The sequence below is a fragment of the Brucella anthropi ATCC 49188 genome (genome assembly GCF_000017405.1).
GTDB classification, from domain to species: Bacteria; Pseudomonadota; Alphaproteobacteria; order Rhizobiales; family Rhizobiaceae; genus Brucella; species Brucella anthropi.
Window position 1 is genome coordinate 2,300,911 of sequence record NC_009667.1, and the last position, 22,411, is coordinate 2,323,321.

Genomic DNA, 22,411 nt, shown 5'->3' on the forward strand with positions numbered 1-22,411 from the left:
CCGCTATAGAGATTTCACCTAAGCAATTGTTTTAACAGTTATTTCCTTCAAATGATGAAGGAAGGTCTCTGTGGATGCATTGACATCACCTGAATTGTCTATTGTGACAACATCTCCGGCATCGTCATCGAAGCTCACTTCACGCGCAAGTCGCGCGGTGATTTCTTCCCGGCTTTCACGACCACGCGACGCAAGCCGTTCTGCCAGAACGTCCGGTCGGGCTGTTATCACGACCACAGAACGTGATTTGTAGAGCCTGCGAATATCGCCAAGCACTCGCCGTGAAACGTTGGCGATCACCACCGTACCGTCGGCGATTTCATCCTCCAGTGATTTTGGCAATCCATAGCTCAGGCCATGCGCCTGCCAGTGCAGAGCGAAGGCTCCCTCGCCTGCAGCTGTTGCAAAAGATGCTTCATCCAGACTGTCATGATCTTCCGTGCCCGGCATTTGCGGGCGGGTGATGATGCGGCGCACAAAATGAAAACGCGTGTCGCCCGCAAGAGCCACACGCGCTGCATCCATGATCGTATCCTTGCCGGCCCCGCTGGGGCCGACGACGGCGACGAAACAGCCTTTCGGCATATCGGATTGCATCTGCATCAAAGCACCCGTTCGCCTTCGCGCCAGACCGTACGGACAACCGGGATTGCACCTTTCGGGCGCACGCGAACGAGATCGGCGCGCTTGCCGATGGCGATTTCGCCGCGATCATCCATGGCCATGGCGTCGGCAGGATTCTTGGTCACGAGGCGGACAGCCTGTGGCAGCGCAATCGGACGTTCACCCGAAGCAAGGCCGAAAGCCGACTGAATGAGGCTGAACGGAATATAGTCCGAAGACAGGATGTCGAGGCTGCCATTGTCCACGAGATCACGCGCGGCGATATTGCCGGAATGCGAGCCACCGCGAACGATGTTCGGCGCGCCCATCAGGATCGAGAGGCCCGCACCTTTCGAAGCATTGGCCGCTTCCATCGTGGTCGGAAACTCGGCAATCCGCACGCCATGGTCGAGCGATTCATCGACATGCGCACTGGTCGCATCGTCATGGCTGGCCAGAACGATGCCACGTGTCGCAGCCATTTCGGCAATGGCGCGGCGATGATTGGCCGAATAGGCGTCCGAATCCGCCATACGCTTCTCACAATGCACCCGGAACTCCTCATCCGTGAGCTTCATCTTGCGCATGTAATAAGTGCGATAGGTCTCAAGATCAACGAATTGACGCTGTCCCGGCGCATGATCCATCAGCGAAGCGAGTTTGACGCGGTCATCGCCCGCAAAAAGCTCGAACGTTTCGAGACAATCTGCCGAAGATACTTCGCAGCGCAGATGCAAAAAGTGGTCTGCACGCAGGCGATTTTCGCGAACACCGCTTTCAATGGCATCCGCAAGCATCCGCATATCCTTACCAACGAAGTCGCGGTCATAGTCGGAGCCGACACGCATCGCATCGAAAACCGTCGTGATGCCCGATGCTGCTACCTGCGCATCATGGGCCTGAACCGCAGCGTCGACATTCCAGCGCACTTTCGGACGCGGCGCGTAATGGCTTTCCAGCTGGTCGGTGTGCAATTCGATGAGGCCCGGAATGACATAATCGCCATCCATGTCATCGCCGCCATTGGCATAGCCCTGATTGATGGCTGCAATTTTGCCGTCACGGATCAGGATAGAACCGGAAACAATCTCGTCAGCGAGCACGATCTGCGCATTTTTCAGAACGATTTCATTAGCCATTGGATAGCTCTTTCATGACCGCATTTGTGTTGGCGGCCGTTTCATATTTTGAGAGGAAAGCTTCGATATCGAGCGCGCGGAAATCATCGAGCGCTTCACGCAGACGATCATGGCTCCAGTCCCACCAGGCCAGCCGATCCAGACGATTGCCGGTCGCAGCATCGAAACGTTCGCGAATGAGACGCGCAGGCACACCACCCACGATCGTATAGGGTGCCACGTCCTTGCTCACCACTGCTCCGGCCCCAACAACCGCACCATTGCCAACCGTCACACCCGGCAAGATGGTGGAGCCATGGCCGAGCCATGTGTCGTGACCGATTTTCACCGCATTGCCACGACGCCACTCGAAAAACTCCGTCTCATCCTTTTCCTCCGGCCAGTAATCACCGGCACGGTAGGTGAAATGATGCAGCGTCGGGCGCCATGTCGGATGGTTGGTGGCGTTGATACGCACATGGCTGGCGATATTGGAAAACTTGCCAATTTCCGCGCACCATATTTCGCAATCGACGCCGAGATAGGAATAGTCATCGAGCATAGTTTCCGAAACGCGGCTGCGCTCGCCTATCTCTGTGTAGCGACCGAGTGTGCAACCGCTGACGATGGCGGTTTTATGCACCAGCGGTTCTACCGATAGCTTGGTCATGCGGCGGCCCTCGGAGAGAAAGCTGTCACGTCGATAATCCGGTCCGCAACCTCCGTACGCACATCTTCATCGTGGAAGATGCCTAGCATGGCGACGCCCTGCTCCTTCTTGGTCTTAATGAGATCAACCACGACCGCACGGTTCTTGGCATCAAGCGAGGCGGTCGGCTCATCGAGCAGCAGTACCGGATGATCCGTGATGAAACCGCGCGCGATGTTCACGCGCTGCTGTTCGCCGCCGGAGAAGGTTGCAGGCGGCAAGGCCCAAAGCCTTTCTGGCAGGTTGAGCTGTGACAGAAGCTCGCGAGCGCGGTTCAGCGCAACTTCGCGATCGACGCCACGCGCAACCAGAGGCTCGGCAACCACATCGATTGCCGCGACGCGCGGCAGTGTGCGCAGAAACTGGCTGACATAGCCAATCGTATCGCGCCGCACCGCCAGCACTTCGCGCGGATCGGCTGTTGCCAGATCCACCATACGGTCTTCGTGACGAATGAGGATCGAACCTGCATTCACAGCGTAATTGCCATAGACCATCTTGAGAATGGAGCTTTTACCGGCACCGGAAGGTCCGCCAAGCACGGCGCATTCGCCTGCTTCCAGATTGAAGTCCACGTTACTTACGACTGGCAACTGAATGCCACCTTGCAAGTGCATCGTGAACGTCTTCGCCAGACCCGACACCGCCAGCGGAGAGGATGTTCTAACTTGTGTCATTTCTCACCTCACGCATGAAGTTTCGCTAATTTACGAACAACACGCTGCAAACATCTGTTTTAATTTACTAAACCTGTAGAATAGACGACACGAGCAGCTGCGTATAAGGCGCTTGCGGGTCATCCAGAACGCGGTCGGTCAGGCCCTGTTCGACAATATGGCCGTCTTTCATGACCATGATGCGATGGGACAGAAGCCGGGCTACGGCAAGATCGTGAGTAACGATGATCACCGACAGACCAAGATCGCTGACGAGGCCGCGCAACAGGTCGAGAAGACGTGCCTGCACGGACACGTCGAGACCGCCGGTCGGTTCATCCATGAAAACAAGTCGCGGAGCGGTCACCAGATTGCGGGCAATCTGCAAGCGCTGGCGCATGCCGCCAGAGAAGGCGCGCGGCTGATCGTCGATACGGTCGGAGGCTATTTCGACACGTCCCAGCCATTCGGTGGCCGTCGAGCGGATATTACCGTAATGGCGTTCTCCGACTGCCATCAGGCGTTCGCCCACATTGGCGCCAGCTGAAACCGTCATGCGCAATCCGTCTGCAGGGTTCTGGTGCACAAAACCCCAGTCGGTCCGCATCAGGAAACGGCGTTCCGCCTCGCCAATCTTGTAGAGATCGCGGAATTCACCGTCACGCATCCGGTATTCGACGGTGCCGGAAGTCGGCTCGAGGCGGGTTGCCAGACTGTTCAGGAGCGTCGTCTTGCCCGAACCGGATTCGCCGACGATGGCCAGCACTTCGCCTGGCCACAGATTGAAGGAAATGTCTGCACAGCCACGGCGATTGCCGTAAAACTTCGACAGGCTGTTTACTCTCAGCAGGGGTTCGCTGTTCATTTTACGGTCTCCTTGGCCGCAGCCTCCTTGTTTGCAGCCAGATGACCGAAATGGCCGTTGGCCTGACGGTCTTCGCAAAAATCAGTGTCGGAGCAGACGAACATCGAGCCGCCGCGATCATCGAGCACGACCTCATCCAGATAGACGCCCTTCGCGCCGCACAGCGCACAGGGTTCCTTGAACTTCTGCACTTCGAACGGATGATCCTCGAAATCGAGGCTGACCACCTGCGTATAGGGCGGGACGGCATAAATGCGCTTTTCGCGACCTGCGCCGAACAGCTGCAATGCCGGAGACATATGCATTTTCGGATTGTCGAATTTCGGCGTCGGCGAAGGTGCCATCACATAGCGGCCTTCGATCATTACCGGATAATCGTAGGTCTTGGCGATATGACCGTGACGCGCAATGTCCTCGTAAAGCTTCACATGCATGAGGCCATATTCGGCGAGCGCGTGCATCTTGCGGGTTTCGGTTTCGCGTGGCTCCAGAAAACGCAGCGGTTCCGGGATCGGCACCTGATAGACAATCACCTGCCCCTCGGTCAGCGGATATTCCGGGATACGGTGCCGGGTCTGGATGATGGTCGCCTCGCCCGTATGGGTTGTTACAGCGACATCGGCAGTCTTCTGGAAGAAGGCGCGGATGGAAACGGCATTGGTCGTGTCATCGGCACCCTGATCGATGACCTTCAGCACATCATCCGGCCCCAGAATTGCAGCCGTCACCTGCACGCCGCCGGTGCCCCAGCCATAAGGCATCGGCATTTCACGGCTGGCAAAAGGCACCTGATAGCCCGGTATTGCGATGGCCTTCAGGATGGCGCGGCGGATCATCCGCTTGGTCTGTTCGTCCAGATAGGCGAAGTTATAATTGGCCAGATCGCTCATTCTGCGGCCTCCTTCGTTACGCCTTCAGTCTCATTGTGCGCTTGGTCATATTCCGCACGCATGCGGCGAATGAGGTCGAGTTCTGCCTGGAAATCCACGTAATGCGGCAGTTTCAGATGCTCGACGAAACCCGTCGCCTGCACATTGTCGGAATGCGAGATGACGAATTCCTCGTCCTCGGCAGGTGCCGTCACATCCGCATCGAATTCCCGCACGCGCAGTGCACGGTCGCAGAGCGACATGGACATGGCCTTGCGTTCGCTCTGGCCGAACACCAGACCGTAACCGCGCGTGAATTGCGGCGGCTGCTTGGCCGATCCCTTGAACTGATTGACCATCTGGCATTCGGTCAGCTGCACGCGACCGAGCGAGACGGCAAAACCAAGTTCGGGCACGTCGAACTCGACATCCACTTCGCCAATGCGGATTTCGCCGACGAAAGGATGGTTATTGCCATAGCCGCGCTGGGTGGAATAGCCGAGCGCCAGCAGGAAACCTTCATCACCGCGTGCCAATGCCTGAAGGCGCAGATCGCGCTCCATCGGGAATGTCCACGGTTCGCGGGTCAGGTCGCCCGGTTCGTGACCTTCCGGCAGGGAACCATCATCCTCAATCATGCCGACCGCGCCAAGAATATCGGTTACACGCGGCGTCTCTTCCTTCACGGCTTCCCGCATTTCGGGTTCCGGAACGGCAACATCACCGGCCAGATCTGGGTCGAGCAGACGATGCGTGTAATCAAAGGTCGGTCCGAGCAACTGACCACCCGGTAAATCCTTGTAGGTCGCAGAAATGCGGCGTTCGATCAGCATTTCAGCGGTTTCCATCGGCCGCGAATAGCCAAAGCGCGGCAAGGTGGTGCGGTAGGCGCGGACCAGAAAGATCGCTTCGATCAGATCGCCGCGCGACTGGCGCACAGCAAGTGCCGCCAGTTCGCGATCATAGAGCGAACCTTCGGCCATGACGCGATCAACCGCCAGCGCCAGCTGTTCGGCAATCTGATCGAGACGCAGTGCCGGAACCGAACGGTCGCCGCGACGACGATCATCGAGAAGACGGTGTGCATTATGGATGGCCGTTTCGCCACCCTTTACGGCAACATACATTTTCAGCCCTCCAGAGCGGAAACGCGAGTTGTGCGGGGAAGCGCTGCAACAGCGCCGTCGCTGACCAGAACAAGATCAACGCCGAGCGGGTATTGTGCGCCGTTCTCACGCCATTGCTGGATGAAATCCTGCGGCAGACCTTCGACATGAAGTGCACGTTCGCCATCGATACCGGGGCCTTTCAGCACAAAGCCCTGTCCGCTTGTCAGTGACGCAACAGCGAGAACGACGGTTGTCGAACAGTCGGGAAATTCGGCGTCGCCCTGCGAAAACCCTGCCAGAGACGGCAGCAGCGAAACATTGCTGGCTAGAGCGAATTGCGCGGCATCCGCACTTTCGACACGCGGCGCACCCGTGTGGAAAGTAAGCCAGGCGGTTGCGCTTTCATCAGCTGCTATCGCTGCATCGCACCAGACAGTTGCATCGTGATCGAGCAAGGTTGCTGCAATAACGCCCAGTTCAGGCGTCAGCGGCTGCGGTGGTGTGGCTGTGCGAGCCAATGGATAAATGCGACCGGGATTAGCCATGGCGTGCATGACGGCATGAAAAGCTGACTGCGCATCCGTCACCGGATCGGCAAAGCCACCCTCAAACGCGGAGGAAGTGCTGTTTTCGAGAGAAAAAGGAAGCATCAATTGTCTCCCCGGACCATTGTGAAGAAATCGACCTTGGTAGCGGCGGCTTCGCCGCGCAGCTTGGCATCGGCATCGTTCAACCGTTTGCGCAAGACATTCAGCACTTGTGCCTCCACGGCATCGCGATGGCCTTCATCGAGCCACAATGCATCGAAGACAGCGGCAAGCCGCGCCTTTTCCTGATCGCGACCGAGCGCATAAGAGTGACCGACAGAACCGTCGGAGAGCCGCACCGTAGCGCGCGTCACCGTTGCCTCGCCGACATTGAAGGATGCACCGCCGCCACCAATGCGGCCACGCAGCATTACGAGACCGGTTTCCGGTCCGCGCAGAACTTCAAATTCCGGCTTGTTGGACCATGCCTGCCAGAAGGCATGCAGCTCTTCGCCGCTTGCACGCGCAAGAACTGCCATGCTTGCCTGCCGTGCGGCTTGAACTGAATCTGGCACTGCATCCGGCACTGTTCCGCTTTCAGTGGCGGAACCGGCTCCGCCTCCCTTCGCACTTTGCTCCGTACCGTACATGAGCTTCCCTGCCCTGTTAGTTCCAGAGCGCGCTTTGACCTGATTGCATCAGATCAATGCTCTGGAGTTTGTTTTGAGGCGCATCTTGTCCGAAAACCGTTTCATGTTTTTCGGGATGCACTCCCGTTGACTTGATCTCTCAAATTGTCTAGTTATATAGACAACTATACAATACCAGAATGAATACACCCTGCCAATGACAGGACGATGACAGTTGATGACAAAGACCAGACGAATTGAGAGAAACAGCGGCGTGGCCATCTGGCGGCAGATTGCCGACGAGATACGCGGCGAGATCAGAGCCGGAAGGCTTCAGTCGGGTGCGCGTATGCCCGCCGAGATGGAACTTGCCGACAGGTTTGGAGTCAATCGCCATACGGTGCGCAGCGCCATTGCCGCGCTGACGCAGGAAGGCGTGCTGCGTGCCGAGCAAGGGCGCGGCACCTTCGTTGCCAATGCAAAGCGCCTCACCTATCAGATCGGACGTCGCACCCGCATTTCGCAATCACTGGCTTCGCAAGTGCGGGACATGAAAGGCGCGCTGCTCGCTTCCGGCACAGCGCCTGCCTCCCCGGATATAGCCGAAGCTCTTGAGATCGAGCCTGGTTCACCTGTCCTGCGGCTGGAAACCTTGCACAGCGCCGACGGACGCCCCGTGTCGCGCGCAACACTCTGGATCAGTGCCGAACAATTTCCGGAAATTGCCGAGGATTATGCGGAAAGCGGTTCCGTCACCGTGGCTTTCCGAAAAGCAGGAGTTGCCGACTACTTCCGTAAATCGACAATCATATCCGCCCGCCATGCGGATTCGGATGATCTGAAACATTTGAAGCTTTCGCCCGGCGCCATTGTACTGACGGCCAAGGCGATCAATGTGAATACCGATGGAGTGCCGATCCAGTATTCGCTGACACGGTTTTCAGCGGATAATATGGAGTTTTCTATCGACACGTATCCCGGTGACCCGCAGATGAATGACATGAACTGAATCGTGCTGGCACTGAACTGCTCTCGAAGCTGTTATGAACGCGCTCAATCCAGACAGGAAATTTCCAATGACCGTGACCATTTTTCATAATCCAAAATGCGGCACCTCGCGTAATACACTGGCAATGATCCGTGCCAGTGGCAAAGAGCCCGTCATCATCGAATATGTGCAGAATCCACCCACGCGGGAACGTCTGCTCGGTCTGCTGGCGGCAATGAACATGACACCACGCGAACTATTGCGCGAGAAAGGTACACCCTATGCCGAACTCGGGCTGTCCGATCCGAAATGGACTGATGACGAGCTGATCGATTTCATGATGGCTCATCCGATTCTGATCAACCGGCCCATCGTCGAAACGCCGCGCGGCACCAGGCTTTGCCGTCCCTCTGAGCTGGTTCTGCCGCTTCTGGAAAACCCCGTCGCATCATTCACCAAAGAGGACGGTGAGCAGATTACATCTGAGGGCAAGTCGCGCTGACGAACTTGCAATCAGACATCATGCTTCCTAGAGAATTGGAAGTATGATCCAATAGAAAAAGCGCTGTAAAACAGCGCCTTATCAAATTTAACTTATAAACTGGATTATATCCGTTCTCAGAACGGAATTTCGTCGTCCAGATCGCGCGAGAAGCCACCGCTGCCGCCACCCTGATTGGATGGGCCGGACGAGCCGAAATCACCGCCGCCACCGGAATAGTCAGACATCTGGTTACGGTTGCCGCCACCGCCGCCGAACGAACGGCCTTCACCGCCGCCTTCACCACGGCTATCGAGCATCTGCAGTTCACCACGGAACTTCTGCAGCACGACTTCCGTCGAATAACGGTCATTGCCGTTCTGATCCTGCCACTTGCGGGTCTGGAGCGCGCCTTCGATGTAAACCTTGGCACCCTTCTTCAGATATTGTTCCGCAACCTTGGCGAGGTTCTCATTGAAGATGACAACGCTGTGCCATTCGGTGCGGTCCTTGCGTTCGCCGCTCTGGCGATCGCGCCAGCTTTCCGACGTTGCAATGCGCAGATTGGCAACCACGTCGCCGGAATTCAGACGACGAATTTCCGGATCGGCACCAAGATTGCCGACCAGAATGACTTTATTGACGCTACCAGCCATCGAAAATTACTCCGGGTCTTGCATGCACACTCTTTCCGCACTGCTTCGCGCGGACAAGAGGCACTTTTCAAATGAAAGATCAGGCGCAACAATGCGCCATCACCAGAAACTCATATGTTCACCTTACAGGACTGGCTCAAAGCGTGCTCAATCCGGGCCGGTGAATTCTTCAATGTCCACAGAGTTTATGTTCTTGTTTTGTTCAAAATGCAACCTTCCGACATTAAAAAGCCTTGCGTTCGCCATAAATTTCAGTGGGTTTTTGCACCGTTTACCGCGCTGATAATGCAGTTTGCCTCATTTCAGGGGCTGAAACTGCATCTGCCTTAATTTCAAAACAGCCTTGCCGACAACCTTCATAAAGCAATAGCTGCCTGCGCTTGGCAAACGGGATCAGCTTCCAAGGAAAAGCCCTGCCGCTCACTGTATCTTTGGCGCGCAGGGCTTGGGGTTTGAGCAATGCTCATGTGTCGACATTAATTCGTCGGCAGGTCTTTTCGGATCACAAAGGCGCACGGCCATTTGCATTCCGCGCAAATTCAAATTGTCGGCAATCACACTTTCGATCAACGAGGCATCATTCCTTGCGAAAAGATGCTGCCGCAACCGAAACGGATTGTGCTTTCATCTCTGTGAAAGCTAGGCACTGTAGTCAGGTGGACTCATGCTCCTTAACCTCCCTACTGGGTCTCCCCGCCTCCTGCGGACCTCTTGCCGATGCCGTGTCATCCCACCGCGGCACCTCTCCGCTATCAGCGAGTAAGGGTAGTCTGCTCCTGTCAGGAGTGACAGTCAACGCTCTTGCGTTCACATTTCGTATCGCCTATCAGAAGGCTGGTTGTTCGATATTTGTTCTAATGATAAGAGTGCACCGATGAATGACCGGAGCCCCCTTCTTATTGGAGGGTTTCACCCCATATTAGACACCGGCGCGACGTGTTTTACCATTCGGCGCCCGTTATCCATGGCATCATGAGCAGGCAGGACGCGGAATGAGCGATCAGAAATTCATTTCCATACGTGGCGCGCGCGAACACAATCTGAAAAATGTCGATCTCGATCTGCCTCGCGACAAGCTGATCGTGATGACGGGGCTTTCCGGCTCGGGCAAATCCTCGCTTGCCTTTGATACGATCTATGCGGAAGGCCAGCGCCGTTATGTCGAAAGTCTTTCGGCCTATGCGCGCCAGTTCCTCGAAATGATGCAAAAGCCGGATGTCGACCAGATCGACGGCCTCTCTCCTGCCATTTCCATCGAGCAGAAGACGACGAGCCGCAATCCGCGTTCGACGGTCGGCACCGTCACCGAAATCTACGACTATATGCGCCTGCTCTTTGCGCGCGTGGGTGTGCCCTATTCGCCTGCGACCGGCCTTCCCATTGAGAGCCAGACCGTTAGCCAGATGGTTGATCGGGTCATGGCGCTGGAAGAAGGCACGCGCCTTTATATCCTCGCGCCCATCGTTCGTGGCCGCAAGGGCGAGTACAAGAAGGAGCTGGCAGAGCTTCAGAAGAAGGGCTTTCAGCGCGTCAAGGTGGACGGCACCTTCTATGAAATCGCCGACGTTCCGGCGCTGGACAAGAAATACAAGCACGACATCGATGTTGTGGTGGACCGTGTCGTGGTGCGGCCTGACCTGTCGACCCGCCTCGCCGACAGTCTTGAAACATGCCTCAAGCTTGCTGAAGGTCTGGCCGTCGCCGAGTTTGCTGACAAGCCGCTGCCGCCTGAAGAAACGGCTGAAGGTGGTGCTGCCAACAAGTCGGCCAACGAAACGCATGAGCGCATTCTGTTTTCGGAAAAGTTTGCCTGCCCGGTTTCCGGTTTCACCATCCCAGAAATCGAACCGCGCCTGTTCTCATTCAACAACCCGTTCGGCGCCTGCCCGACCTGTGATGGTCTCGGCACGCAGCAGGCCATTGATCCGAACCTGATCGTTCCCGACGAAACGGCAGTGTTGAAGGACGGCGCGATTGCCCCATGGGCGCGGTCTTCGTCGCCCTATTACAATCAGACGCTGGAAGCGCTTGGCAAAGCCTATGGCTTCAAGATCGGTGCGCGCTGGGTTGATCTTTCGGAAGAAGCCCAGCAGGCCATTCTCTATGGCACCAAGGGCAAGGAAATCACCTTCCAGTATGATGACGGCCTGCGTTCCTACCAGACGACGAAGCCTTTTGAGGGCGTGATCCCCAATCTGGAACGCCGTTGGAAAGAGACCGATTCCGCCTGGTCGCGCGAAGATATCGAGCGCTTCATGGCCTCGACCCCCTGCCCTTCCTGTAACGGCTACCGCCTGAAGCCGGAAGCGCTTGCGGTCAAGGTTGGCATGAAGCATGTTGGCGAGATCACGGAAATGTCGATCCGCAAGGCCGACGCCTGGTTCCGCGACATTGATAGCAGCTTTAACGACAAGCAGCGCGAGATTGCCGCCCGCATCCTCAAGGAAATCCGGGAGCGCCTGCAGTTCCTCAATGATGTCGGCCTCGACTATCTGACGCTGGCGCGCAATTCCGGCACGCTGTCGGGCGGTGAAAGCCAGCGTATCCGTCTTGCCTCGCAGATCGGTTCCGGCCTGACCGGCGTGCTTTACGTGCTGGATGAACCATCCATCGGCCTGCATCAGCGTGATAATGCGCGTCTCCTCGACACGCTGCGCCATCTGCGCGATCTCGGCAACACGGTCATCGTGGTCGAACATGACGAAGATGCGATCCTGACCGCCGACTATGTGGTCGATATCGGCCCTGCGGCAGGTGTCCATGGCGGCAAGATCATCGCTCAAGGGTCGCCGCAGGACGTGATGTCCAATGCGAACTCGCTGACCGGCAAATATCTGTCAGGCGCGATGGAAGTTGCCGTTCCGGCGGAACGCCGCAAGATTTCAAAGTCCAAGCGCATCAAGGTCGTCGGCGCGCGTGGCAACAATCTGAAAAATGTCTCGGCGGATATTCCGCTTGGAACCTTCACCGCCGTCACTGGCGTTTCAGGCGGCGGCAAATCCACCTTCCTGATTGAAACCCTGTTCAAGGCCGCTTCGCGCCGCATCATGGGTTCACGTGAGCATCCGGCGGAGCATGACCGCATCGAGGGGCTGGAATTCCTCGACAAGGTGATCGATATCGACCAGTCGCCGATTGGTCGTACGCCTCGTTCCAACCCGGCAACCTATACCGGCGCCTTCACGCCGATCCGCGACTGGTTTGCGGGTCTGCCGGAAGCCAAGGCGCGCGGTTATCAGGCGGGGCGCTTCTCGTTCAATGTGAAGGGCGGACGCTGCGAGGCCTGTCAGGGCGACGGCGTCATCAAGATCGAGATGCACTTCCTGCCGGATGTCTATGTGACTTGTGATGTCTGTCACGGCAAACGCTACAACCGCGAAACGCTGGAAGTCCTGTTCAAGGGCAAGTCCATCGCCGATGTGCTGGATATGACAGTCGAGGAAGGTGCGGAGTTTTTCTCCGCCGTGCCTGCCGTTCGCGACAAGATGGAAACGCTCGTCAAGGTGGGTCTCGGCTATATTAAGGTCGGCCAGCAGGCGACGACGCTTTCGGGTGGTGAAGCGCAGCGCGTGAAGCTTGCCAAGGAACTGTCACGCCGCGCAACGGGCCGCACGCTCTATATTCTGGACGAACCGACAACCGGCCTGCACTTCCACGATGTGGCCAAGCTGCTTGAAGTGCTGCACGAGCTGGTGGAACAGGGCAACACAGTCGTTGTGATCGAGCATAATCTCGAAGTCATCAAGACTGCCGACTGGGTCATCGACCTTGGACCGGAAGGTGGCGATGGCGGCGGCGAGATTGTTGCCGTGGGCCGTCCGGAAGACATCGTGCAGGAGAAACGCTCCTACACCGGCCACTTCCTCAAGGAACTGCTGGAACGCCGCCCCAAGCGCAGTTCAGAGGCTGCCGAATAAGCGGCAGGCAAAGAGAGTTATCGGAAGCCGGGCCCAGTGCCCGGCTTTTTTGCGGATACTCCTCTGTCTGAGCGGGCAAGGACCTGAGAATAAAAGCGTTAGTCGCTTTATAACGGCCAGCGCGGTCACATCATGTTCTGAGGTAATATACGACTTTCTAATACTCCGGGTCTGTTCCCGATCTCGAATTTATACGCCGGGACTCATAGCTTGTTCACGCCCGGCAAGACTGCGTTCTGAATGGCTTCTGCGACATATGCGAGGTTCGTTTGCGGTCGAAGGTTCGGGTAACGGAGATCCAGAACAATGGCTTATGACGAACTCAGAACCAGATTGCGCGGAGTAACAACCGCTCTTGTTACCCCATTTGAAAACGGAGAAGTGGCGCACAAGGCTTTCGCAGAGTTGGTGGAGTGGCAGATTGGAGAAGGCATCCATGCTCTTTCTCCCTGTGGCACGACCGGAGAGGCCCCAACTCTCAATACGGCGGAAAAGATCAGCCTCATCAAAGCCTGTGTTGACGTCTCTGCAGGGCGTGTACCCGTTGTTGCAGGAACAGGCACCAACGATACTCTATCGACAATTGCATTGACGAGCGCTGCAGCTGCCTGCGGTGCTGACGCCGCCCTGATTGTGACGCCATACTATAACTGCCCGTCTCAGGAAGGCTTGTATCGCCACTTCGAAGCCGTGGCTCGCAATGTCCAGATACCAATCATCCTTTATAATGTCCCGAAGCGAACCGGCGTTGATCTTTCTCTGGAAACTATCGAACGGCTGAGTGAACTCCCGACCGTCATTGGTATCAAGGACGCGACTGGTGAACTCGACCGGCCCAAACGCATCGTTCGTCGTATAGACGATCGGCTGATACAACTATCAGGACATGACGCGACCGCCGTTTCCTTCAATCTTGAGGGGGGAGACGGAATGATTTCAGTCATATCGAATGTGCTTCCAGCAACCACTGTCGAACTTTACGAAGCCTGTAAGCGAGCCGATGCCTGCGCTGCCAGAACGCTCGGCTTCAAATTGAAGCCTCTTCTGACTGCCATGGAACAGGATACCAATCCCGTTCCGGTGAAGTACGCCTTGCACCATCGGCGCGGTCTGTCACCGGATGTACGGCTGCCGTTGGTTGGCGTCAGCGAAGAAACCGCCAGCGCCATTCGTCGGGCCTGTGCTGCCATTGACCATGTGGAAGAAACACCCTCGGCGCTCATAGCGCAGCATCAGCAAGCGGTACTTTCCATCACACTGGCGGCGCGCTGAAACACCGCCAGCCTAGCCCCCCAGCAATTGAAACATTCGTGCAACCATCAGAAGTGAGGTTTCGATCATGTACGGAAAATTGGGCCTGTTTTTACACCTGAGCAAAGCAAAGCATACGCATGCAGGGTCCCGGAACATCAGTTCAGCCATTACCGAGGAAGAATTGCGCCAGGACATCAGCATACTGCTCCGCTTGATGACCGTGATTGGAGCCGGCGTTCTGGTGACGTTCCTCATCATGCAACTTACACAGTGAATGCGGTTACGTCTCTGGATGGAGCACTCGCTATGACCACAAAAAACCAGAGAAACGCCGCAGTTCCACTGCCGCGCTTTATCGTCGACAAGGAAGCCGCACGGCGCTGGGTCGTCTATGACCGGCTGGGACTTGTCGGGGGACTTTTCACAGATCGCGTATCAGCACTGCGTTTTGTGAAGTCCATTTGCGATACGCGACCTGCTGCTACCTACAGACTTTCCCGTAAAGGGGCATTGTGCACCGATATGATCTTCGGGAAGCGCACTTCCCTGCTGAAGATCGTCCGCTAGTCCATTGAGCCGCCAAATGGTGTCATTTGGCGGTACAATCTCGTAACATCAGCCGAGCATTCTTTTACTCATGAAAAACCCGGATATATTTTTCGACTGGCTGCTACCATTGGCAGCCGTTTTCGCACTGGCCAGAATCCTGACGGATATTTTTGGTTCTTAGAAGCCCACATCCGGTTGCAAGCACTCATTCACGCTTACTACATTTACGAAAAAAGCCCGGCAATGCCGGGCCTTCTCGACAGCCATTCGCGATCATGCCGCAATGGCTGGAAATTTAACGTCACGATCCGTTCGAAGAGCTTTCACTCTCCAGATCATGATTAGCCGTTTACGGCGTCCTTCAGGCCCTTGCCAGCCGAGAACTTCGGCACATTGCGAGCCGGAATAGCAACTTCCTTGCCGGTCGATGGGTTACGGCCGGTCGAGGCAGCGCGATGCGAAACGGAGAAAACGCCGAAGCCAGGCAGACGGACTTCTTCACCAGCCTTCAGGGCGCCGGTAACAGCGGCGAGTACGGCGTCAACTGCAGTACCGGCATCAGCCTTCGTCAAACCGCCCTTTTCCGCAACTGCGGCAACCAATTCGTTCTTGTTCATTGGCATTTCCTTTCTTTATCTACCGGAACGGATAACGTGACCGGATTGGTCGGAGTTTATTCAAATCGTTTCACAAACCAAGCCTGTCAACGTGAAAAAACCCCGGAAAACCGGGGTTAAACACAGAAATGCCGGGCAAATTGCCCGGCATTTCAATTGTTGGTCCTGATAGACGCCTTCCAGCGGGGCAATCTGACTGAAACAGAATCGCCCGCTGGACGTTCATTTCGGTGCATTACCTGTAAGCAAACCGCTTCGCACGTTTGCCGGAAATGCCTTAATGAGCGGTCGTGGCCCCTGCTTCTTCCTCGACCGAAGGCACGGTCGCCGGGGTTGCCGGCTCGGTCCATTCAATCGGCTCAGGTTCGCGAACCAGAGCATGCTTGAGGACTTCACCCACGCGAGACACCGGAACGATCTCAAGACTGTTCTTCACATTGTCCGGAATATCCGCCAGATCCTTGGCGTTTCCTTCCGGGATCAGAACCTTCTTGATGCCGCCGCGCAGAGCTGCGAGGAGCTTTTCCTTCAGGCCGCCGATTGGCAGGACACGACCGCGCAGGGTGACCTCACCCGTCATTGCGATGTCCTTGCGAACCGGAATGCCGGTCAGCACGGATACGATCGCCGTGACCATGGCGATACCGGCGGACGGACCGTCCTTCGGCGTAGCCCCCTCCGGCACGTGCACGTGGATGTCGCGCTTGTCGAACAACGGAGGTTCGATGCCGAAATCGATGGCACGCGAGCGGACATAGGAAGCCGCTGCGGAGATCGATTCCTTCATCACGTCGCGGAGGTTACCCGTGACGGTCATGCGGCCCTTACCGGGCATCATGACACCTTCGATGGTCAGCAATTCACCGCCAACTTCCGTCCAGGCAAGACCTGTCACAACGCCAACCTGATCTTCGCCGTCGATCTGACCGAAGCGGAACCGCTCGACACCCAGATAGTCGGAGAGGTTCTTTTCGGTGACTTTCACCGACTTCTTCTTCGACTTCAGGATTTCGGTCACGGCCTTACGTGCCAGAGTCATCAATTCGCGTTCGAGGCTACGCACACCTGCTTCCCGCGTGTAGAGGCGGATAACATTGCGCAGCGCATCGTCCGTGACCGAAAACTCCTTCGGCTGCAGGGCATGATCCTTGATTGCCTTCGGCAACAGGTGCCGCTTGGCGATCTCGAGCTTTTCATCCTCGGTGTAGCCGGCGATACGGATGACTTCCATACGATCCAGCAATGGACCGGGGATGTTCAGCGTATTTGCCGTCGTCACGAACATGACGTTCGACAGATCATATTCCACCTCAAGGTAGTGATCCATGAAGGTCGAGTTCTGTTCCGGATCCAGCACCTCAAGCATGGCCGATGACGGATCGCCGCGGAAATCCTGGCCCATCTTGTCGATTTCATCGAGCAGGAAGAGCGGGTTGGACTTCTTCGCTTTCTTCATCGACTGGATGACCTTGCCGGGCATCGAACCGATATAGGTACGGCGGTGACCGCGGATTTCAGCCTCGTCACGCACGCCGCCGAGCGACATACGGACATATTCACGGCCGGTAGCCTTGGCAATCGAACGTGCAAGCGAGGTCTTGCCGACGCCGGGAGGTCCGACGAGGCAGAGGATCGGGCCCTTGATCTTGGTCGAGCGAGCCTGCACCGCGAGATACTCGACAATGCGCTCCTTGACCTTTTCAAGACCAAAGTGATCGTCGCCAAGTACGCCTTCGGCAAAGTTCAGGTCCTGCTTGATCTTCGACTTCTTGCCCCACGGAATGGACAGCAGCCAGTCGAGATAGTTGCGGACGACCGTTGCTTCGGCAGACATCGGGCTCATGCTGCGCAGCTTCTTCAGCTCAGCCTGGGCCTTTTCGCGGGCTTCCTTGGAGAGCTTGGTCTTGTTGATGCGCTCTTCGAGTTCAGCCGCTTCATCGCGACCGTCCTCGCCATCGCCAAGCTCCTTCTGGATCGCCTTCATCTGCTCGTTGAGATAGTATTCGCGCTGCGTCTTCTCCATCTGGCGCTTGACGCGGCTGCGGATACGCTTCTCAACCTGGAGAACCGAAATTTCGGCTTCCATGAAGGAAAGTGCCTTCTCAAGGCGCTCGCGCACCGAGAGGATCGACAGCATTTCCTGCTTCTCGGGAATCTTGATCGCGAGATGCGAGGCAACCGTATCGGCAAGCTTCGAATAGTCGTCGATCTGGCTGGCAGCGCCAACCACTTCCGGCGAAATCTTCTTGTTCAGCTTGACGTAATTTTCGAAATCGGAAACCACCGAGCGGGCAAGCGCCTCGATCTCGACGGCATCTTCTTCAGGCTCCGGCAAAGCCGCAGCATAGGCCTCGTGATAATCTTCGCGGTCGGTAAACTTGGAAACCTTGGCGCGCGCCGTGCCTTCGACCAGCACCTTGACGGTGCCGTCCGGCAGCTTCAGGAGCTGCAATACGTTGGCAATCGTGCCGACTTCATAAATCGCGTCCGGTGCCGGATCGTCATCGGCAGCGTTTTTCTGGGTGGCAAGCAGAATCTGCTTGTCCACGCCCATCACTTCCTCCAGCGCGCGAATGGACTTTTCGCGGCCGACAAAAAGCGGAACGATCATATGCGGGAAAACGACGATGTCACGCAACGGCAAAACGGCATAGAGCCCGTCCGAACCGCCCGCTTCAGAACCACCCAATGGGGTCTTCTGTTCAGTACCCGTCATAACTTAAGTCCTTTCTCAGGTCTTTCAACCTGACTGCCACGTCCGCGCCCCCTTTCATCATGAGGCAGGTCACGAATGTGCTTCGTTCCATACTTGGAGAGCCGAACCCGGCAATTCAATAGCCTCGATCGGGACGGCTTTCATAGAATCGTCATCTATCCTGCGCTGTACCGTCATTAAGTACAATATCTAGCTTAGGCTGTACCCCGATTGCTGCGCCTGCAATAGTGACAGGATCAGCCCGGCGCAAGTTTGCACATGAAAAAGGCCGCTTGCGCGGCCTTTTTGTGGATTAGGTGCCCCCGCTTAAGCGGAAACATTACCCTTTTCATCCTGGCGCTCGGCATAGATATAGAGCGGACGGGCGCTGCCATCCACCACATCGCCGGAAATGACCACTTCCTGCACGCCTTCCAGCGTCGGAAGCTCGAACATCGTGTCGAGCAGGATCTTTTCCATGATCGAACGCAGACCGCGTGCACCCGTCTTGCGCTCGACCGCCTTGTTGGCAATGGCTCGCAGGGCGTCGTCGTGGAAGCTCAGCTCGACACTTTCCATGTCGAACAGGCGCTGATACTGCTTCACGAGCGCATTCTTCGGCTCGGTCAGGATCTGCACCAGAGCATCGACATCGAGGTCTTCGAGCGTCGCGATCACCGGCAGACGACCGACGAATTCCGGAATGAGGCCGAACTTCAGAAGATCTTCCGGCTCCAGCTCCCTGAAGACATCACCGATGCGGCGCTCATCGACCGAACGAACGGTGGCGCCGAAGCCGATGGACGTCTTCTCGCCGCGTGCGGAGATGATCTTGTCGAGACCGGCAAATGCGCCGCCGCAGATGAAGAGGATGTTCGTCGTGTCCACCTGCAGGAATTCCTGCTGCGGATGCTTGCGGCCACCCTGCGGTGGCACGGAAGCGACGGTGCCTTCCATGATCTTCAGAAGCGCCTGCTGGACGCCCTCGCCCGACACGTCGCGCGTGATGGACGGGTTATCCGACTTGCGGCTGATCTTGTCGACTTCGTCGATATAGACGATGCCGCGCTGTGCGCGTTCTACGTTGTAATCGGCGGCCTGAAGCAGCTTCAGGATGATGTTCTCGACATCTTCACCGACATAACCTGCTTCCGTCAGTGTCGTCGCATCGGCCATGGTGAATGGCACATCGATGATGCGTGCGAGCGTCTGGGCAAGATAGGTCTTGCCGCAACCCGTCGGACCGACGAGAAGAATGTTCGACTTCGCAAGCTCGATATCGCTGCTCTTGGACTGATGGGCGAGACGCTTGTAATGATTGTGTACCGCAACCGACAGAACGCGCTTGGCATCCTTCTGGCCGATGACGTAATCGTCAAGGACGGCCATGATTTCCTGCGGCGTAGGCACGCCCTCGCGCGACTTCACCATCGAGGATTTGTTTTCCTCGCGGATGATGTCCATGCAGAGTTCGACGCACTCGTCGCAGATGAAAACGGTCGGGCCTGCAATCAGCTTGCGCACTTCATGCTGGCTTTTGCCGCAGAACGAGCAATAAAGCGTATTCTTGGAATCGCCGCCGCTGTTGCTGACTTTGCTCATCGCAGTTTCCTTTCAATTGACCGAAATGAACCTTGGGCGTTCATATCGATCGTTTCTTCCGGTTCGGACCCAGTGCTGGAGGAGAAACGCGCCTCCCGCCGGTCACAACGGCAGCAGATACGCGCTGCCTGTCATGTAGGGCCTGTAGTCTCAGGATTCCTGTCACCGTATGGCTCCCCGACCGAAGGAGCCATTTGGCGACTTTTGCAGAAGCTGCACCGTCGAACAAATGAAAAATAAGTTCCCGGCAAAGATTCGGCATAATCTGACCAAGTTTAGCGCCCCGAACCCCAACAGATGCTTAACGTGGCGCGTTAACCATCACGTAGTTGCAAGAATTGGGCCCCTTTTGTGGCAAAGGGCGCTAAAAACGGGTGCGAGCCGGAGATTCCGGCTCTTACTTCGATTCGTCCGCGCCCACGTCGCGCGATTCAACCACCTTGTCGATAAGGCCGAATTCGAGCGCTTCCTGCGCGGTCATGAAATGGTCGCGGTCGAGCGTGCGTTCGATCGTCTCGTAATCGCGGCCCGTGTGCTTGACGTAGATCTCGTTCAGGCGGCGCTTCATCTTGATGATGTCCTGCGCATGACGTTCGATGTCCGAGGCCTGTCCCTGGAAACCGCCCGATGGCTGGTGAACCATGATACGGGCATTCGGCAGCGCATAACGCTGGCCGGTCGCACCGGCGGTCAGGAGCAGCGAGCCCATCGAAGCAGCCTGGCCCATGCAAAGCGTGGAAACCGGCGGACGGATGAACTGCATCGTGTCATAGATCGCCATGCCGGAGGTTACGACACCGCCGGGCGAATTGATGTACATGTTGATCTCTTTCTTCGGGTTTTCTGCCTCGAGAAAGAGAAGCTGTGCGCAAACCAGCATCGACATTCCGTCTTCAACCGGTCCGTTCACGAAGATGATGCGCTCCTTGAGAAGGCGCGAGAAAATATCATAGGCCCGTTCGCCACGGTTGGTCTGCTCAACCACCATCGGGACGAGGTTCATGACGGTTTCGATCGGATCTCTCATTATGGGCCTCTGGATATATTTATGGCGAAGTGAATGGTTCTGAATCGTAAGTGTTCCATACATAGGGCGTTGCGCCCCTGTTCCGCAAGTGGCGTAGCACTACCTGCCTCACTCCCAATCCGACTCCGGCTTTTCGGGGCGAATGCCGCGCTTCTCGTCCAGCGTTTTGCGGGCCACTTCGGTCAGTCGCGCCTTGATGCGAACGGAGCCATCTTCCAGATTCTCGCGTTCGACGCTGCTGCCATGCTGGTAAATCCAGTCGAGAAGATGGAGCTCGAATGGTGACAGCACAACATCGACCGGGCCGAGCGAGCCCGCTATCCGGGTTTCGATAAGTGAAAGCAACCTGTCAACACCTTCACCGGTAATGGCTGAAAGAGGGATCGGGCGCCCCTCCTCACTACCGGCGGCGGCCAGACGCAGGGCGGCTTCGCGCCCGCTTTCGTCAAGGTTGTCGATCTTGTTCCAGATTTCGACGACACGCTTGCGGTCCTGCGGCTCGATGCCCAGCCCAGAAAGAATGCTTTCCACGTCTTCCGCCTGCGCGGCATTGTCCGGATCGGAAATGTCGCGGACATGCAGGATCAGATCCGCCTCCACCACTTCTTCAAGGGTGGCGCGGAAGGCAGCGACGAGATGGTGCGGCAGGTTCGAAATGAACCCGACCGTATCCGACAGGATAACCGTTTCACCATGCGGAAGGCGAATGCGTCGCAATGTCGGATCGAGCGTGGCGAAGAGCATGTCTTCGGCCAACACTTCCGCACCCGTCATGCGGTTGAAAAGCGTAGATTTTCCGGCGTTGGTATAACCGACAAGTGCCACGATCGGATGCGGCACCTTGCGCCGCTTCTGACGATGCAGTGTGCGGGTGCGCACCACCGTTTCAAGCTCGCGCTTGATCTTCAGAATCTTGTCCTGCAGCAAACGACGGTCGGCTTCGATCTGGGTTTCACCCGGACCACCGAGGAAGCCGCCACCACCGCGCTGACGCTCAAGGTGGGTCCAGCTTCTGACCAGACGGCCCTTCTGATAATTCAGATGCGCCAGCTCGACCTGCAAGGCACCTTCCTTGGTGCGTGCGCGTTCACCGAAAATTTCGAGAATGAGCCCGGTGCGGTCGATGACCTTGACGTTCCATTCCTTTTCGAGATTGCGCTGCTGTACCGGTGTCAGTGCGTGATCGACGATGACCAGCCCGATAGCCTTTTCCTTGACGGTTTCGGCGATGGATTCCACCTTTCCCGCGCCAAGCAAGGTCGCAGGCCGTGGATTGGCGACAATCGCAATTTCGGCATGTTCGATGTCGAGATTGATTGCCCTGGCAAGCCCGACGGCTTCCTCCAGGCGCGCCTCGTTCGAGCGCTGAAATTCGGGGCGAGCCCCATCTTCCGCCGACGTGCCCGTATTATATCGCTCCGGCAGGACGGGAACGATGACGGCTGCCCTTGTGGGCTCAGGTTCTGAAAGCTCGAAAGCCTTGTCTGCATCGGCAGATGTCGGCTTTTTATCCTTGAACTTGGACAAATATATTCACTCC

The 22,411-nt window shown here is 56.8% G+C and carries 21 protein-coding genes; 6 read left to right on the forward strand and 15 right to left on the reverse strand.

Annotated elements, in window-relative coordinates; all coding sequences use genetic code 11:
* Positions 1 to 18: 18 nt before the first annotated feature.
* From phnN to phnG, 9 genes are all read right to left on the reverse strand, one after another.
* The gene (gene phnN, locus OANT_RS11355; RefSeq protein ID WP_036586893.1) at positions 19 to 597 is read right to left on the reverse strand and encodes a phosphonate metabolism protein/1,5-bisphosphokinase (PRPP-forming) PhnN; all 579 of its coding nucleotides are present in this window, start codon (positions 595 to 597) and stop codon (positions 19 to 21) included.
* 5 nt (positions 598 to 602) lie between these two features.
* Positions 603 to 1,742 carry an alpha-D-ribose 1-methylphosphonate 5-triphosphate diphosphatase gene (locus OANT_RS11360; protein ID WP_012092079.1) on the reverse strand — a complete coding sequence of 380 codons (1,140 nt, stop codon included), beginning with the start codon at positions 1,740 to 1,742 and terminating at the stop codon, positions 603 to 605.
* Positions 1,735 to 2,391, reverse strand: coding sequence for a DapH/DapD/GlmU-related protein (locus OANT_RS11365; protein WP_012092080.1), 657 nt, complete (start codon positions 2,389 to 2,391; stop codon positions 1,735 to 1,737). Before OANT_RS11365 ends, OANT_RS11360 begins: the two co-directional genes overlap by 8 nt.
* A complete protein-coding gene (phnL, locus tag OANT_RS11370; protein WP_012092081.1) occupies positions 2,388 to 3,107 on the reverse strand; it encodes a phosphonate C-P lyase system protein PhnL in 720 nt (239 codons plus the stop codon). Before phnL ends, OANT_RS11365 begins: the two co-directional genes overlap by 4 nt.
* A 67-nt stretch (positions 3,108 to 3,174) precedes the next feature.
* On the reverse strand, positions 3,175 to 3,951 hold the full coding sequence (gene phnK, locus OANT_RS11375; RefSeq protein ID WP_010660129.1) for a phosphonate C-P lyase system protein PhnK: 777 nt from the start codon (positions 3,949 to 3,951) through the stop codon (positions 3,175 to 3,177).
* On the reverse strand, positions 3,948 to 4,841 hold the full coding sequence (locus OANT_RS11380; RefSeq protein ID WP_012092082.1) for an alpha-D-ribose 1-methylphosphonate 5-phosphate C-P-lyase PhnJ: 894 nt from the start codon (positions 4,839 to 4,841) through the stop codon (positions 3,948 to 3,950). Before OANT_RS11380 ends, phnK begins: the two co-directional genes overlap by 4 nt.
* Positions 4,838 to 5,947 (reverse strand): carbon-phosphorus lyase complex subunit, encoded by a 1,110-nt coding sequence (locus OANT_RS11385; protein WP_010660131.1) that lies wholly within the window; start codon positions 5,945 to 5,947, stop codon positions 4,838 to 4,840. The genes OANT_RS11380 and OANT_RS11385 overlap by 4 nt, the downstream gene beginning before the upstream one ends.
* Before the next feature lie 2 nt (positions 5,948 to 5,949).
* A complete protein-coding gene (gene phnH / locus OANT_RS11390) occupies positions 5,950 to 6,579 on the reverse strand; it encodes a phosphonate C-P lyase system protein PhnH (protein WP_012092083.1) in 630 nt (209 codons plus the stop codon).
* Entirely contained in the window at positions 6,579 to 7,106 is a 528-nt protein-coding gene (phnG, locus tag OANT_RS11395; RefSeq protein ID WP_012092084.1) for a phosphonate C-P lyase system protein PhnG, read from the reverse strand. The genes phnH and phnG overlap by 1 nt, the downstream gene beginning before the upstream one ends.
* A gap of 214 nt (positions 7,107 to 7,320) precedes the next feature.
* Between phnG and phnF the strand changes: the two genes are divergently transcribed.
* Positions 7,321 to 8,094 (forward strand): phosphonate metabolism transcriptional regulator PhnF, encoded by a 774-nt coding sequence (gene phnF, locus OANT_RS11400; protein WP_115179273.1) that lies wholly within the window; start codon positions 7,321 to 7,323, stop codon positions 8,092 to 8,094.
* 67 nt (positions 8,095 to 8,161) lie between these two features.
* Entirely contained in the window at positions 8,162 to 8,575 is a 414-nt protein-coding gene (arsC, locus tag OANT_RS11405) for an arsenate reductase (glutaredoxin) (protein ID WP_012092086.1), read from the forward strand.
* Positions 8,576 to 8,691: 116 nt separating this feature from the next.
* Here the strand turns inward: arsC and ssb are convergent, their stop codons facing one another.
* Entirely contained in the window at positions 8,692 to 9,210 is a 519-nt protein-coding gene (ssb, locus tag OANT_RS11410; RefSeq protein WP_012092087.1) for a single-stranded DNA-binding protein, read from the reverse strand.
* A gap of 992 nt (positions 9,211 to 10,202) precedes the next feature.
* Here ssb and uvrA point away from each other — a divergent pair.
* The 4 genes from uvrA (at position 10,203) to OANT_RS11435 (ending at position 14,948) form a co-directional block, all read left to right on the forward strand.
* Complete coding sequence (gene uvrA, locus OANT_RS11420) at positions 10,203 to 13,127, forward strand: excinuclease ABC subunit UvrA (protein ID WP_010660138.1); 2,925 nt, start codon at positions 10,203 to 10,205, stop codon at positions 13,125 to 13,127.
* A 306-nt stretch (positions 13,128 to 13,433) separates the two neighbouring features.
* Entirely contained in the window at positions 13,434 to 14,399 is a 966-nt protein-coding gene (gene dapA, locus OANT_RS11425; protein ID WP_012092088.1) for a 4-hydroxy-tetrahydrodipicolinate synthase, read from the forward strand.
* A gap of 67 nt (positions 14,400 to 14,466) precedes the next feature.
* Positions 14,467 to 14,655: a hypothetical protein gene (locus tag OANT_RS11430; protein ID WP_040129315.1), complete on the forward strand. Its 189-nt coding sequence runs from the start codon at positions 14,467 to 14,469 to the stop codon at positions 14,653 to 14,655.
* Positions 14,656 to 14,687: 32 nt separating this feature from the next.
* The gene (locus OANT_RS11435) at positions 14,688 to 14,948 is read left to right on the forward strand and encodes a hypothetical protein (protein WP_049768400.1); all 261 of its coding nucleotides are present in this window, start codon (positions 14,688 to 14,690) and stop codon (positions 14,946 to 14,948) included.
* A 323-nt stretch (positions 14,949 to 15,271) separates the two neighbouring features.
* Here the strand turns inward: OANT_RS11435 and OANT_RS11440 are convergent, their stop codons facing one another.
* From OANT_RS11440 to hflX, 5 genes are all read right to left on the reverse strand, one after another.
* Entirely contained in the window at positions 15,272 to 15,547 is a 276-nt protein-coding gene (locus OANT_RS11440) for an HU family DNA-binding protein (RefSeq protein ID WP_006470422.1), read from the reverse strand.
* Positions 15,548 to 15,824: 277 nt separating this feature from the next.
* The gene (lon, locus tag OANT_RS11445; protein ID WP_012092090.1) at positions 15,825 to 18,263 is read right to left on the reverse strand and encodes an endopeptidase La; all 2,439 of its coding nucleotides are present in this window, start codon (positions 18,261 to 18,263) and stop codon (positions 15,825 to 15,827) included.
* 306 nt (positions 18,264 to 18,569) lie between these two features.
* The gene (clpX, locus tag OANT_RS11450; RefSeq protein WP_010660143.1) at positions 18,570 to 19,844 is read right to left on the reverse strand and encodes an ATP-dependent Clp protease ATP-binding subunit ClpX; all 1,275 of its coding nucleotides are present in this window, start codon (positions 19,842 to 19,844) and stop codon (positions 18,570 to 18,572) included.
* A 397-nt stretch (positions 19,845 to 20,241) separates the two neighbouring features.
* Positions 20,242 to 20,871: an ATP-dependent Clp endopeptidase proteolytic subunit ClpP gene (clpP, locus tag OANT_RS11455; protein WP_010660144.1), complete on the reverse strand. Its 630-nt coding sequence runs from the start codon at positions 20,869 to 20,871 to the stop codon at positions 20,242 to 20,244.
* Positions 20,872 to 20,979: 108 nt separating this feature from the next.
* On the reverse strand, positions 20,980 to 22,398 hold the full coding sequence (gene hflX / locus OANT_RS11460; RefSeq protein WP_012092092.1) for a GTPase HflX: 1,419 nt from the start codon (positions 22,396 to 22,398) through the stop codon (positions 20,980 to 20,982).
* Positions 22,399 to 22,411: the final 13 nt, after the last annotated feature.

What these genes read in the sequence shown, in the direction of transcription:
- dapA (WP_012092088.1), top strand. Translation starts at nt 13,434, where the DNA reads ATGGCTTATGACGAACTCAGAACCAGATTGCGCGGAGTAACAACCGCT.
- phnN (WP_036586893.1), bottom strand. Translation starts at nt 597, where the DNA reads ATGCAATCCGATATGCCGAAAGGCTGTTTCGTCGCCGTCGTCGGCCCC.
- ssb (WP_012092087.1), bottom strand. Translation starts at nt 9,210, where the DNA reads ATGGCTGGTAGCGTCAATAAAGTCATTCTGGTCGGCAATCTTGGTGCC.
- OANT_RS11435 (WP_049768400.1), top strand. Translation starts at nt 14,688, where the DNA reads ATGACCACAAAAAACCAGAGAAACGCCGCAGTTCCACTGCCGCGCTTT.
- OANT_RS11430 (WP_040129315.1), top strand. Translation starts at nt 14,467, where the DNA reads ATGTACGGAAAATTGGGCCTGTTTTTACACCTGAGCAAAGCAAAGCAT.
- OANT_RS11365 (WP_012092080.1), bottom strand. Translation starts at nt 2,391, where the DNA reads ATGACCAAGCTATCGGTAGAACCGCTGGTGCATAAAACCGCCATCGTC.
- phnH (WP_012092083.1), bottom strand. Translation starts at nt 6,579, where the DNA reads ATGCTTCCTTTTTCTCTCGAAAACAGCACTTCCTCCGCGTTTGAGGGT.
- OANT_RS11440 (WP_006470422.1), bottom strand. Translation starts at nt 15,547, where the DNA reads ATGAACAAGAACGAATTGGTTGCCGCAGTTGCGGAAAAGGGCGGTTTG.
- clpP (WP_010660144.1), bottom strand. Translation starts at nt 20,871, where the DNA reads ATGAGAGATCCGATCGAAACCGTCATGAACCTCGTCCCGATGGTGGTT.
- lon (WP_012092090.1), bottom strand. Translation starts at nt 18,263, where the DNA reads ATGACGGGTACTGAACAGAAGACCCCATTGGGTGGTTCTGAAGCGGGC.
- OANT_RS11380 (WP_012092082.1), bottom strand. Translation starts at nt 4,841, where the DNA reads ATGAGCGATCTGGCCAATTATAACTTCGCCTATCTGGACGAACAGACC.
- arsC (WP_012092086.1), top strand. Translation starts at nt 8,162, where the DNA reads ATGACCGTGACCATTTTTCATAATCCAAAATGCGGCACCTCGCGTAAT.
- phnK (WP_010660129.1), bottom strand. Translation starts at nt 3,951, where the DNA reads ATGAACAGCGAACCCCTGCTGAGAGTAAACAGCCTGTCGAAGTTTTAC.
- uvrA (WP_010660138.1), top strand. Translation starts at nt 10,203, where the DNA reads ATGAGCGATCAGAAATTCATTTCCATACGTGGCGCGCGCGAACACAAT.
- phnG (WP_012092084.1), bottom strand. Translation starts at nt 7,106, where the DNA reads ATGTACGGTACGGAGCAAAGTGCGAAGGGAGGCGGAGCCGGTTCCGCC.
- OANT_RS11360 (WP_012092079.1), bottom strand. Translation starts at nt 1,742, where the DNA reads ATGGCTAATGAAATCGTTCTGAAAAATGCGCAGATCGTGCTCGCTGAC.
- clpX (WP_010660143.1), bottom strand. Translation starts at nt 19,844, where the DNA reads ATGAGCAAAGTCAGCAACAGCGGCGGCGATTCCAAGAATACGCTTTAT.
- OANT_RS11385 (WP_010660131.1), bottom strand. Translation starts at nt 5,947, where the DNA reads ATGTATGTTGCCGTAAAGGGTGGCGAAACGGCCATCCATAATGCACAC.
- phnL (WP_012092081.1), bottom strand. Translation starts at nt 3,107, where the DNA reads ATGACACAAGTTAGAACATCCTCTCCGCTGGCGGTGTCGGGTCTGGCG.